Origin of the sequence: Neobacillus canaveralius (genome assembly GCF_047237705.1) — a bacterium.
In the GTDB taxonomy this organism is placed as follows: Bacteria; Bacillota; Bacilli; order Bacillales; family Cytobacillaceae; genus Neobacillus; species Neobacillus niacini_K.
On the sequence record NZ_JBDFLL010000001.1, the window covers coordinates 4,005,553 to 4,018,120 of the forward strand.

Genomic DNA, 12,568 nt, shown 5'->3' on the forward strand with positions numbered 1-12,568 from the left:
TAGTTTTTGTTCATTTTGTTCATAGGAAGAGGAGGCAATTGTTTGCCCCCTCACTTTACTGGATAATATTTCTTTTCCGGTCTTCCAACTATTCCATAAACCACTTCTGTCCTTACTTCCTGTATGGAGGAGAGATACTCCAAATACCTTCGTGCAGTTATTCGAGAAGCACCAATTTCCTTACCAACATCTTCTGCGGAAAGACCTTCTCTTCTCCCTTGGAAAACAGCCTTAACTTTTCCTAGCGTGATTTCATCAATTCCCTTTGGCAATCCGATACTCTTTGCTGAATCTTCACTTTTTCCTTTACGAAATAGAAGGTCTACATAATTCTGATTTACTTCTTGAGCATCCGAAAGAAGCGAGTGTTTTTTTATAAATTCCTGTATGACTTCATCGAATCTCTCCCTGCTTACAGGTTTAATTAAGTAATTCTCAACTCCATACCTTAAAGCTTTTTCAAGAAAAACTTTATCAGTTGCTGCTGTTATCATAATAATACTGACCTTGGGGAAATTCTCCCGGATGATGGGGAGTAACTCAGAACCTAGCATATCCGGCATATATACATCTAGAAGCAGTAAGTCGGGGATTTCCTGCTCTAATAATTGCAACGTCTGCTCACCATTCAATGATTTTCCAATTACGTCGATTTCCTTAAACTTCTCTAAAAATTTCTCATGTATATCCGCTATTCGAAAATCATCTTCGGCTATAGCCACTTTTATCTTATCCAAAATTCTCATCCCCTTGCAGATTCTTAGGTAGATAAACTGTAAAAACAGTTCCACTTTCTAGGTTGCTTTGCACCTCGATAATCCCATTCATTTCCAATACAGCTTCTTCAGCATTAGATAAACCAAATCCTCTCGGCTCATTGGCATTTTTAGAGGTATAGCCTCTTTCAAAAAGAAGAGGAAATTCTCCTTCACTGATGCCCTTCCCATTATCTGAAATCTCAAAAATGATATCTCGACCAATATCTGTAGCGAAAAACGTAACCGTTGGGATCTCACATTCTAAGACTGCTTCAAAGGCATTATCTATTAAGTTTCCAAGGGTTACGATCAAGTTTGAGAGTTTAATATGAGACGGTAAACGATCCAAATAGCTGTCTGAAATAATCTCAAATTTAATTTTCTTTTCTGATGCTTTTCCTAATTTCCCTAAAAGGATGGCCTGCACTTTTGTATCTTTGATTTGGTTAAAAACGACTGAATTCTGAAATTGCAGTGTTTGTGTTTCGCTTTGGATCATATTTATTGCCTCATTATATTCACCAAGTTGAAGCAGACCCAATAACACATATAATTTATTGGTAAATTCGTGCGTTTGGGCACGAAGATCTTCCGAATATCTTTTTACTTCAGATATAGTATTTAGCATTTGCTCTATTTCTGTTTTATCACGAAAAGAAGCAACAACCCCTTTAATACCATTTTCATCAACGATGGGAGTACTATTAACGATGATGGTTTTATCATTCCAGACCATTTCTTTATCCGATTGAGAGTTTCCCGTTCGTAATACCTCATACAAATAATTAGATGGAAACAGCCCATCCACTTTCATATTTCTGACTGATCCATGAAGATGTAGAAGCCGCTTCGCCTGCTGATTCATCATCGTAATGTAGCCCTCTTTATCAATTGCTAAGATACCTTCTTTTACCGCGTGCAGTACAGCGTTTTTTTCTTTATAGAGAGAAGCAATTTCATAGGGCTCAAGTCCCATCGTATCCCTGCGGATATTGCGCCCCAGTAAAACACTCCCAATAAGTGAAATCAAAAGGGCAAAGAAAGAAACAATGAGTACTCTTCTGAGATTATTTAGGATTTGCTGGTTGACATCTTCAAGTAGATATCCTACAGAAACGATTCCGATAACCTCCCCCTGATGATTAAAAATAGGGGATTTTCCTCTAATAGATGGCCCCAGTGTACCCTCTGCCTTCGAGATATAATACTCTCCTTGAACAAGTGCTCGTTCATTATCTCCACCTGTCATTTTCTGCCCAATTTTTGTGGTCAAAGGATGCGAATATCGTATGCCATCTTTATTTCCAATGACTACAAATTCCGCACCTGTTTCTTTTCGTATTTTCTCTCCTATAGGCTGTATCGTTTTAGAAGGGTCGCTCGTTTGGAAAGCATCGATGATAGTCGGCATAAATGAAACGGTTTTTGATAATTCCAATGCCAGCCTTCCCTTATTTTCCTCAATTTGTTTACTTTCCATATAACTATAAAATCCTGACATTAGGATGATTAACAATAAACCTAGTGAGAGAGCCAGCCCGAATATTTTTGTTTGTAGGGAAACTTTTATTGTCCTCAGGCAGAAAACCTCCTAGTAAAAAAAATTTGATTAAATCTTAGTTGCTTTGTTTAAAACGATATAAACACGTTCTGGTCGTCCGACTGTTCCATATGATAAATCTGCTTCTATGCTTTCATTGGATACTAAATGTTCAAGGTACCTTCTTGCGGTTGTTCTGCTTACACCAATTTCCTTCGCAACACTCTCTGCAGTTAGACCATATTCAAACTTACCAAGAACCTCCATCACTTTTTCAAGTGTTAGTGGATCGATTCCTTTCGGGAGGTAAGACTTTTCGTTTCCGGCTCCTCCATCACCTTCTTTACGTAATAGCTTGTCCACCTGCTGCTGTGTCACATGAGTATGATCTTTTCCTAACTGTAATAAATTCGTATGATAATCCTTAAATCTTAGTAGTGATTGCCGAAAACGGTCAAAAACTACCGGTTTTATAATATAATCAAATACTCCTATACTAATAGCTTCTTGCACTCTATGAATTTCTTTTGTAGCTGTAATCATAATAACATCCATTTGTTTCAATTGTTGCTTTGTTTCTTTTAGTAAATCTATTCCATTCATATCAGGAAAATAAACATCTAACAAAAGCAAGTCCGGCTGCAAAATATCAATTAAGGTTTTTGCCTCTAGGTAGCTGGCTGCAATCCCGACCACTTGAAAGCCTTCAATCTGTTCAAGAAACCTCTTTTGTATTTCTGCTATCCTTAAGTCATCTTCAACAATTAAAACTTCAATATCCCGATTCCCCATCATACACACTCCCCCTGCTCTTTGGTATCGCCACAGTAAAAATCGTACCTTCCCCAATAGTTGATGAAAATGTGACATATCCACCTAAGCCCTTAATTGCCTTTTGAACTAGACTAAGCCCAAGCCCTGCATTGCTATTCGTATTCTTTGTTGTATATCCTTGATTGAAAATCTGCTCGTAATTTGTGCTATCAATTCCTTTCCCGTTATCTTCGACTTCAATAATCAGATCCTTTCCAAGATCGGTTAAAAATAGCGAGACTCTTTTCTCTTCTTTTTCATTCTCTCTAACTGCTTCAAAGGCGTTATTGACAAGGTTGCCAATAATAGTCACTAATGAATCTCTGCTTATTTCATGTGGGATTTCTTTGAAACTACTCTCTCTATCTATTGAAAAATTAACTTTTAATTCGCTTGCTAGACTTACCTTCCCTAATATAAATCCAGCAATAATTGGATCGGGTATTTCCTTCATTAAAAATTGAATGAATCCTTGTGTAACATCCACCTCTTTTGAGATAAAATCAATCGCTTCTTTATAAGATCCAAGCTGTATCAATCCTAGCAGGGTATATAGACGATTGGAATACTCATGGGTTTGAGCACGCAAACCTTCTGCATAGGCTTTTATATGCGACAATTCCTGCAATAATTGGGCCAGCTCTGATTTATTTCGTAAGCTTGCTACAGCACCAATCACAACACCTTTTTTATTAAAAATCGGAACCCGATTTGCCAAAAATACATCCCCAAAGATGATGATTTCCTTATCATATTCTGCTTGTCCATTTCGAACCACCTCTAGGAGATTCGTATTTTCTAGAACCTCTTCAATTCTTTTTCCTCGGAGCAGTGTCTCATTTGGAACTCTTAAAATTTTATGAGCCGTTTCATTCACTACGGTGATTCTTCCATTCGTATCGATCGCAATGATTCCTTCATGAATGGACTCTAATATCGCATGTTTTTCTTGGTACATCCAGGCGATTTCCTTCGGTTCTAGTCCAAACATTGCTTTTTTTATATTTAAAGAAATGAGTAGTGCTGCTAGTAATCCTCCTATTAAAATAAGCAGCGTAGCAAAAAAGATTTTTTTCTGTACTTTTGAAACTTCCTTTTCGATTTCCGTCTGGAGATAACCAACAGAAACTACGCCGATAACTTCTCCCTGGCTAAAGATAGGTGCTTTTCCTCTTAGTGAAGGACCTAGTGTTCCGGTAGATTCTGAGATGACAGATTCTCCTTTAAAAACAAGTCCATTATCTCCCCCAACCATTTTTTGTCCTAAACGCTTTGGATTAGGATGCGAATATCGAATTTCATCTCGATTCCCGATAACAATAAATTCTGCCCCAACCTGTTTACGAATGCTTTCTGCGATTGGCTGAATAGTAGAAGCAGGATTTTTCGATTGAAATGCCTCCTGGATATCTGGCATACTAGCAATCGATTGGGCTACAGATAAGGCTTTAGAACCTATTTCTTGTTTTAGATTGGTCTCCATTAGATTTTTAAACGTAATTTCAAAAATACCTCCGATTGAGATAATAAGAAGAAGAATGACTAGCATTAATTTCGAATGTAAACGCACACAATCGCCTCCATTCTTATTATAGTAAAAAAACTCCTTAAATAAAGGAGTTTTCGCATTATTAAAAAATTATCCTTCAATATTTATAATTACATCCTTTCCTCTTTTTTTCATGAGGAACGGTATTATCAGCCAAAGGAAGGTAATGATCAGAAAAAGCAGTGAAATCGGTCGTGTAAAGAATACACTGAAATCTCCATTAGATATTGTTAAAGCTCTTCGTAAATTATTCTCTACCATCGGCCCTAAGACCAATCCAAGAACGAGAGGCGCAATTGGATAATCGTTTTTGTTTAAGAAATAGCCAAGAATTCCACATCCCAATAAAAGTAAAAGATCGTAAGTTGATACTTGGACCGCGTAGACACCAAAAATCGAAATGGCAATAATCATAGGAATCAAGAACTGCTTTGGTGTTTGAATAATTTTCGCAAACACTTTGACTAGTGGTAGATTTAATATTAATAGCATGATATTCCCGATAAACATGCTGGCAATTAGTCCCCACGCTACTTGTGGATGGTCTTCAAACAATAACGGCCCCGGCTGGACGTTATACATCATTAATGCTCCCATTAATATTGCTGTAGTACCTGAACCTGGAATACCTAATGTTAATAATGGAATCATCGCCCCACCAGATGCAGCGTTATTCGCAGATTCTGGTGCAGCAACCCCTGCAATCGTCCCTGTTCCGAATTTTGAAGGTGTTTTTGAAATCTTTTTTTCGAGAATATAGGAAAAGAAGGAAGCAAGTGTTGCACCCGCACCAGGTAAAATTCCTACAAAGAAGCCTAAGAGCGAACCTCGGGCTATTGGTCCTGCGGATTCTTTTAGTTCAGCTTTTGATGGAAGTAAATTATTAATCCTTGCAATCTCGTTATCTTCCTCTTCTTTTTCCAAAATGGTCTTAAAAACCTCACCTACTGCAAACAACCCTACCGCAATGGTTAAAAACTCAATTCCCTGATACAGCCATGGAACATTAAAGGTAAATCTGGCAATACCAGAAACGTTGTCGATCCCAATCGTACCAAGTAATAAACCGAAAATGGTCATAATTAATGCTTTTGTAACCGATTTTCCAGCTAATCCACTGACTGCCCCGAGCCCTAAAAGCATTAAGGAAAAATATTCTGCCGGCCCAAATTTAAGCGCTATAGCTGATAATGGTTTGGCTAATGCAATCAGTGCGACAAGGGTAATAATCCCCGCCACAAAAGAACCGATTGCCGCAATGGATAAGGCACTTCCTGCTCTTCCTTTCTTGGCCATCTGATAACCATCCAATGTCGTAACGACAGAGGAGGATTCACCTGGTGTATTTAATAGAATGGAAGTGGTTGATCCTCCATACATTGCCCCATAATAGACTCCAGCAAGCAGGATAATCGCGCTCGTTGCTGCATGTTCTGGCGGAAGACCACCCGTAATAGAAGCCGTCACTGGAATGAGAAGAGCAACACCACTCATTGGTCCAATACCTGGAAGAACACCAACAGCGGTCCCAATTAAAACCCCAACAAAAGCAAAAAGGATATTATACCAAATAAGTGCCGTTCCAAATCCCTGAAATAAATAATCTAGTGTACTCATTTTGTCTCCTCCTTTCTATCATGCCTATAACCAAATTGGCCAGTCTGGCAGTGTACCTTTTAAAATCTCTACATATAAAAAATAAACAAGTCCTGAAAAACATGCAGATATGATAAGGGAAAGAATCACTTTTGATCGTTCCATCGTTTGAAAACACACAAATAAAAATAGAAAGGTAGTGATGACATACCCGATCGTTTCTAAGGTTAAAATATAAACCAATGTCGCCGCAAAAATGATGATGAAAGGCTTGTACTGTAATTTTTCTTTCGTTCCCTGTTGGTTCTTCGTAATAAATGTTTCATAAAATAAACGAATACTTAATAAAACAAGTGCGCTTCCTAGAATTAATGGAAAAATATCTGGTCCAACTGCACTTCCATAGGACGAATTTTCGAGCTGCTTGCTCCCAATAATAAAAAGAACTCCTACCGTAAGGAACAATACTGATGCAATGTAATCAAATTTTAAAGCCATTCGGAATCCCCCTTCAGAGAAAATAGAGGAAGGAGAAAGTTAACTCCTTCCCACCTGTTTACTTTTCCATTCCTAATGCTGTTAATAATTGCTGAACTTGGTCTTCTTGCTCTTCTAAAAACTTACTGAATTCAGAACTGTTTTTATACTCCAATTCCCAGCCTTGCGTCTCTACTTCTTTTTTCCACTCAGGAGAGTTAACGAGCTTATCAATGGCTTGTTCCCAATAGGTTTTGGCTTCTTTAGACATTTTTTCCGGTCCAAAAACCCCGCGCCAAATTGTAAACTCTGCATCAACACCCTGTTCTTTGGCAGTTGGGACGTCTTTAAAATCACCTGCTAAACGCTCATCTGAGGTAATCGCCAACACGCGCACCTTACCCGCCTTTAAAAATTCTTTTACACTAGAGGCATCGGTACCAATGACATCTGCATTACCGCCAAGCAGGGCAGTAATCGCTTCACCGCCTCCATCATAGGAAACGTATTTAACCTTTGTTGGATCCACCCCATATTTGTAAGCAGGGAGAATGGAAATTAAATGGTCCATTGAGCCTGGTGCAGATCCACCTGCAAATGTTAGTTTACTAGGATCTTTTTTTACCTCTTCTAGCACTGATTTTAAGTCTGTATATTTGGAATCCGCTTTGACAACAATGGCACCGAAATCTTTTGTCAGCTGTGCCAATGGTGTTGTATTTTTATAGCCATAAGGACTATTTCCTTCTTTTTTCAGATTGTTAATAACAATCGGTGGTGAATTAACAAACAGCATGTCATTATTTTCAACTTGTTGGGTAGCGTATTCCGCCATAAAAACAGCACCACCGCCACCAGGCTTGTTCTCTACCGTTAAAGGCTGTTCGACCAGCTTCGTTTCACCCAGTACCTTTGTAAACGCTCGAGCGGTTAAATCCCAGCCGCCCCCTGCCCCTGATGGCGCCACAATTGTAATCGCTTTCGTAGGATAGCCAGTACTTTCTTCCTTTTTACCTGTGCTTGCTGTTTCTTTACTGCTGCTGCAAGCACCTAAGCTGAGTGCTAATGCACCTGCACACATTACTGCCGAGATTTTTTTGATAGAAAACATTTCAATTCCCCCTTGTAAACGTTTTCTTAATTTTACAAAATTTTTGAATATTTTATAGATTATACATTTAAACAGCATTAAAAACTTAATAATCATTTTGTCCATTTTGTTCACGAAGGAACAGAAACGATGTTTAAGTGGGTTCTGTTCGTAATAATGGTCAATATATAAAAAAATCAGAGACTAATTAATCTCTGATTTTTCAATGTCTATTTAAATCAAACCATATTTTTTAAAACTGTTATAAATACCATTATTGTCGTGTGTATCGGTAATATCGTCAGCTGCTTTCTTAACTTCTTCTTTCGCATTTCCCATGGCAATACCATGCTGAACAAATTCAAGCATTTCTAAATCGTTCAAACCATCTCCGTATGCAAAGGTATCTTCGTTATCTATTTTTAAATGCTGAAGCAGCTTTGTAATGGCTGTTGCCTTATGAATACCAGGAACTGATAATTCTCCACTATTCTTTCCAAATAGTGGTACGGTGCTGGGAATAACGTTGAATTTTGATTCAAATTCTCCTCTAATAATCTCAATGGGTAAATCTGACCCTAAAAATGAGATTTTATTAATATCATCTCGAACCAAATCCTCATCATCAATTAAACAGTCATGAAAAGGCTGTAATCCCTTTTCAACTTCTTCTCTGGCTTCAGGTTTATCAATTAGTAATTTCTCTATTATCGTATTGATATGTTGTTTACAGTTTTTACTGGCATATAAGCCCCCATTTGACTCTAAGTAAAAGTCAATTTCGTGTTTGTTAAAAAAATCAACGAGATGGGAAACGTCCCCTTTTTTCACACGTTCATGTAATAATATCTCTTGTCCTACCTCAATGTAGCCTCCAGCTGCACCAATAATACCATCAAATCCAACTTCTAATATTTCTGGAAATAGTTCAGCTTTAGAACGCCCTGTGCATAGAAAGACAAGATGTCCTTTGGCCCTAGCCTTACGTATTGCAATTTTAGCTGATTCTGGTATCACACCATTATCATTCACCAGCGTTCCATCAACATCCATAAAAATAACCTTTTTCATATTACACCTTCTTACCTTTAGTTTACTAAAAAAGCCTGTCTAGTCTTCATTCTCATTTAGAGCTGTATCTTTACAAATTTACGTTTACCAACCTGAACAATTAAGTCATTAACGATAGTAAGCTCCATTTTAGTATCTTCAATCGTATTTCCATTTATTTTTACGCCTCTATTTTCTATCATTCTTCTAGCTTCACTCTTAGAGCTAAACAATTCCAAATCAACCAGTAGGTCGATAATTGAAATTAATAAATCTCCTTGCCACTCCCTTACTGGGATTTCTTCAGGAATTGACCCCTGTTGGAATACCGAAATAAAGTGCTGTTCAGCCTTTTCCGCTTCTTCAGGTCCGTGGTACATTCTAACGATTGTCTTCCCCAGCAGCATTTTCGCATTTCTTGGATGTAATATATCCGAATGAATTTGCTCTTTAATGTTCTGAATTTGTTCAGGTGTAAAATCTGTAATCAATTGGAAGTATTTATTCATTAACTCATCAGGTATAGACATTGCTTTTCCGTACATTTCTTGTGGACTTTCATCTATACCAATGTAGTTTTTCTTTGATTTAGACATTTTCTCAACACCATCAAGCCCCTCTAATAAAGGCATTAACAAGGCGACTTGCTTCTCTTTTCCAAACTTTTCTTGAAAATGCCTACCCATTAAAATATTGAAATGCTGGTCCGTTCCACCTAGTTCTATATCGCATTCTAATACCACAGAATCATAACCCTGCATTAAAGGGTAGAAGAATTCATGCAGGGAAATAGGCTTCCCTAAAGCAACTCTTTCTTCAAAGTCATCCCTTTCTAAAAGCCTAGCTACAGTGATTTTTCCGGCAAGTTGAATGACATCTTCAAAATTTAATTTGGACAACCAACTAGAGTTATAGTGTAATTCGACCTTTGCCATATCAATCACCTTGGCAAATTGTTCGAAGTAGGTTTTAGCATTATGTTTGACTTCCTCATCAGTTAATTGTTTTCTAGCTATGGATTTTCCAGTCGGATCCCCAATTTTCCCAGTAAAGTCACCAATAATGAGTTGGATGATATGTCCATTTTCTTGAAATTGCCTCATTTTGTTAAGTACCACTGTATGTCCAAGGTGAACATCCGGAGCAGAAGGATCTAAGCCTAACTTTATTTTTAACGGTTTTTTCTCTAAAATTGACCTGGCAATTTTATTTTCTAATTCTTCAGTTGGAATAATTTCCTGGACACCTTGGCTGTAAATAGCCATTTGTCTCTTTACCTCGGTTCTTTGCATTTCGTTCAATAGTTCTAAAAAATTGGTCATGTTCGTTTCCTCCTAAAATAAATATAAAAAAACCACATCCCATAAAAAGGGACGTGGTTTTAACTCTTACACGCGGTACCACCCTAATTGAAGGACACAATCCTTCCACTCAACGATTAACGGCTCGTCCGTTCTTTGCTACTTATTTTCACAAAGAAAGCTCAAGGAATGTAATTCATCGTTATCTTTGTATCGATTTTCACCAACCATCGACTCTCTGTTAACAGGGAGATAACTACTACTGGGTTTCCTGTCCTAGCTTTTCCTATATTTTAGTGTGATTTTTTAAAACTGATTTTCCCGAATTACTTTTCTAAGTAGTACTGTCATCCGTTTTTGTTCATCTACTGACAAACCAGATACAATCTCGACCTCGTTTTTGTGGAAAAGTGGATATAGTTTCTCCATCACTTGCTTTCCCTTTTCTGTTAGAAAAACGTAGGTCATTCTTCTATCCCTGGGGTCACTTTTTCTGAAACAAAGCTCTTTTCTCTCAAGTGTTTTGGTTATATTGCTTATTGTTGCTTTTGAGACCCCTGCTGAGTGTGCTAGCTTTTTTGTTTCGATTGACTCCCATATCCATAAATCATAAAGCATGGAGAATGCTGTCCATGATAATCCATATTGAGATAAAACTTCCTGTTCCATTTTGTTTCTTAATCCTTGTGCGACTCGATAAATATTCGTAACGACAGCAATTGCATCAAGATTTAACGAATGTATAGGGATTTTAGTTAAGCTGTTGATAGTATCTATTTCTTCAGGAAGCAGTTGTCCATCCTCATTAAATGAATGAATGTTGAATCACCTCTTTTAATTTTCATAATCGTTAGCTATGAAACGATATTATCAAAAAAAATATAAGAATGCAATATTTATCATTAGTTAAAAATATCCAAATTAATAATAATATTCAGGCCTTAGGAATTTTCCTAAGAGCCTGTTAAGCAGTTTACCCCTGAAGGTGTTGACCAGGTAATGGATAGGGATTATTTAAGATAGTAATATCATTTTACCATAATCTTGCATAAACCGAATTTGGTTAAAGTGATACTTAACAAAGCTACTTCACTACATTTTTCGGTTGAAGCGGGTTGTTTTCTATAATGGTTTCCACTTCTTCATAGCCCTCTAGAAATGCAAAGTTATATCTAGCTGGAAGTGCAAAAACATATTCAGTATTTTGTCCTAGCAAGGTTGGACCAATCGGTGCTGCACCAATATGAAATTCCCCATTTTGAAGTGATGACCATTGTTTAAGAGTGAAAATCATAATAGGAATATCTTGTCTCGGTTTTTCTTCCGTCCAATCAGGGTGTCTTATTAAAAGAATTTGCCCATTTTCTATCTGTTGTTGATCAGTAGAAATTCCTTCCCAAGAATCCGAAACAATCTGATAGCCTTCCCAACTTACGGGTAACGTAAAGCTAAATCCATATTCTGCATTTTCATACAGGTTTTCTTCATGTTTATTTTGATCTATATCCTCTTTATCCTTGTTTTTATCTACAGTAGGTTCTCCTTTACCTGGTTGCCCTTGTTGATTTGAATCAAGACCTATTATTGGAATCGTAAGAATGGAGATTAACACGAAAGCAGCAATACTTGCTAAACCTACTGAAATCTTTTTCATTATTGCAGCTCTCTTTTTCTTCTTGTCATATACCCTTGCAATTTGTAATAGATTTTCATGGATGTTATCTTGAGTCTCTTTCGTAAACTTTTTATCATAATCAGGTTCAGGTAATGCTCGAATTTTCTTCTCCAATTCATAAAATTTCTCATTATCTTTCATAGAGAAATTCCTCCTAAATTTTTTTGAAGTGTCTTTAACGCACGATGATAGGTAGTTCTAACCTTATTTTCATTCCAATTTAATATGGATGCGGTTTCTGATACAGAAAATTCTTTAATCCCTCGAAGGATGATGACATCTCGATAATTGACTTTTAAGGATTGGATTGCTTGATAAAGCACCTTGTTATTTTCATTTAGTTGGAGAACTTTCTCAGGTGTTTCCTTATCTGTTTGCTCATCCCAGAACCAAATCTTTTGCATCATCCCTAAACGCTTCCTTTTTCTCATTTCATCTATCGCCAAATGGCGTGCAATCGAAAAAAGCCAGGTTTTAGGACTTGATTTTTTCTGATAAGTATCAAAGCCTTTAATGGCTCGGATAAAAACTTCCTGCACCAGATCTTCTACATCACTTGACCCAATGTAATAAACTAAGAAATGGTATATATCTTTGTTGTACAAGGAAAACCACTCCGAAATCTTGTCACTAATCATCAGCTGGTCAACTCCATTTTTCCTCCAAATTTTTATACTCATAAATTAGTCGAATCAGTGCAGCATTTATGTCACCTAAAA

The 12,568-nt window shown here is 37.1% G+C and carries 12 protein-coding genes and 1 other annotated feature; all 12 genes read right to left on the minus strand.

The window, feature by feature from the left end; genetic code table 11:
• Window positions 1–50: 50 nt before the first annotated feature.
• On the minus strand, window positions 51–737 hold the full coding sequence (locus tag ABC255_RS19920; RefSeq protein WP_412996244.1) for a response regulator: 687 nt from the start codon (window positions 735–737) through the stop codon (window positions 51–53).
• Complete coding sequence (locus ABC255_RS19925) at window positions 730–2,337, minus strand: ATP-binding protein (RefSeq protein ID WP_412998599.1); 1,608 nt, start codon at window positions 2,335–2,337, stop codon at window positions 730–732. Before ABC255_RS19925 ends, ABC255_RS19920 begins: the two co-directional genes overlap by 8 nt.
• Before the next feature lie 30 nt (window positions 2,338–2,367).
• Complete coding sequence (locus tag ABC255_RS19930) at window positions 2,368–3,093, minus strand: response regulator (RefSeq protein WP_412996246.1); 726 nt, start codon at window positions 3,091–3,093, stop codon at window positions 2,368–2,370.
• Window positions 3,071–4,681, minus strand: a complete 1,611-nt coding sequence (locus ABC255_RS19935; RefSeq protein ID WP_412996248.1) for an ATP-binding protein — start codon at window positions 4,679–4,681, stop codon at window positions 3,071–3,073. Before ABC255_RS19935 ends, ABC255_RS19930 begins: the two co-directional genes overlap by 23 nt.
• A 69-nt stretch (window positions 4,682–4,750) precedes the next feature.
• Window positions 4,751–6,277 (minus strand): tripartite tricarboxylate transporter permease, encoded by a 1,527-nt coding sequence (locus ABC255_RS19940; protein ID WP_412996250.1) that lies wholly within the window; start codon window positions 6,275–6,277, stop codon window positions 4,751–4,753.
• Between the two features lie 24 nt (window positions 6,278–6,301).
• Complete coding sequence (locus ABC255_RS19945; protein ID WP_412996252.1) at window positions 6,302–6,754, minus strand: tripartite tricarboxylate transporter TctB family protein; 453 nt, start codon at window positions 6,752–6,754, stop codon at window positions 6,302–6,304.
• A 58-nt stretch (window positions 6,755–6,812) separates the two neighbouring features.
• Window positions 6,813–7,844 (minus strand): Bug family tripartite tricarboxylate transporter substrate binding protein, encoded by a 1,032-nt coding sequence (locus tag ABC255_RS19950; RefSeq protein ID WP_412996254.1) that lies wholly within the window; start codon window positions 7,842–7,844, stop codon window positions 6,813–6,815.
• A gap of 213 nt (window positions 7,845–8,057) precedes the next feature.
• Window positions 8,058–8,894: an HAD family hydrolase gene (locus ABC255_RS19955; RefSeq protein ID WP_412996256.1), complete on the minus strand. Its 837-nt coding sequence runs from the start codon at window positions 8,892–8,894 to the stop codon at window positions 8,058–8,060.
• Window positions 8,895–8,950: 56 nt separating this feature from the next.
• On the minus strand, window positions 8,951–10,195 hold the full coding sequence (tyrS, locus tag ABC255_RS19960) for a tyrosine--tRNA ligase (RefSeq protein ID WP_412996258.1): 1,245 nt from the start codon (window positions 10,193–10,195) through the stop codon (window positions 8,951–8,953).
• Window positions 10,196–10,239: 44 nt separating this feature from the next.
• Window positions 10,240–10,461 (minus strand) — a binding site (T-box leader).
• Between the two features lie 19 nt (window positions 10,462–10,480).
• Entirely contained in the window at window positions 10,481–10,993 is a 513-nt protein-coding gene (locus ABC255_RS19965; RefSeq protein ID WP_412998600.1) for a MarR family transcriptional regulator, read from the minus strand.
• A 265-nt stretch (window positions 10,994–11,258) separates the two neighbouring features.
• A complete protein-coding gene (locus ABC255_RS19970; RefSeq protein WP_412996259.1) occupies window positions 11,259–11,990 on the minus strand; it encodes a hypothetical protein in 732 nt (243 codons plus the stop codon).
• On the minus strand, window positions 11,987–12,529 hold the full coding sequence (locus tag ABC255_RS19975) for an RNA polymerase sigma factor (protein WP_412996261.1): 543 nt from the start codon (window positions 12,527–12,529) through the stop codon (window positions 11,987–11,989). The genes ABC255_RS19970 and ABC255_RS19975 overlap by 4 nt, the downstream gene beginning before the upstream one ends.
• Window positions 12,530–12,568 lie beyond the last annotated feature (39 nt).

Excerpts from the sequence above, each read along its gene's own strand:
- ABC255_RS19950 (WP_412996254.1), bottom strand. The coding sequence starts at position 7,844 with ATGTTTTCTATCAAAAAAATCTCGGCAGTAATGTGTGCAGGTGCATTA.
- tyrS (WP_412996258.1), bottom strand. The coding sequence starts at position 10,195 with ATGACCAATTTTTTAGAACTATTGAACGAAATGCAAAGAACCGAGGTA.
- ABC255_RS19955 (WP_412996256.1), bottom strand. The coding sequence starts at position 8,894 with ATGAAAAAGGTTATTTTTATGGATGTTGATGGAACGCTGGTGAATGAT.
- ABC255_RS19940 (WP_412996250.1), bottom strand. The coding sequence starts at position 6,277 with ATGAGTACACTAGATTATTTATTTCAGGGATTTGGAACGGCACTTATT.
- ABC255_RS19945 (WP_412996252.1), bottom strand. The coding sequence starts at position 6,754 with ATGGCTTTAAAATTTGATTACATTGCATCAGTATTGTTCCTTACGGTA.
- ABC255_RS19970 (WP_412996259.1), bottom strand. The coding sequence starts at position 11,990 with ATGAAAGATAATGAGAAATTTTATGAATTGGAGAAGAAAATTCGAGCA.
- ABC255_RS19975 (WP_412996261.1), bottom strand. The coding sequence starts at position 12,529 with ATGAGTATAAAAATTTGGAGGAAAAATGGAGTTGACCAGCTGATGATT.
- ABC255_RS19930 (WP_412996246.1), bottom strand. The coding sequence starts at position 3,093 with ATGATGGGGAATCGGGATATTGAAGTTTTAATTGTTGAAGATGACTTA.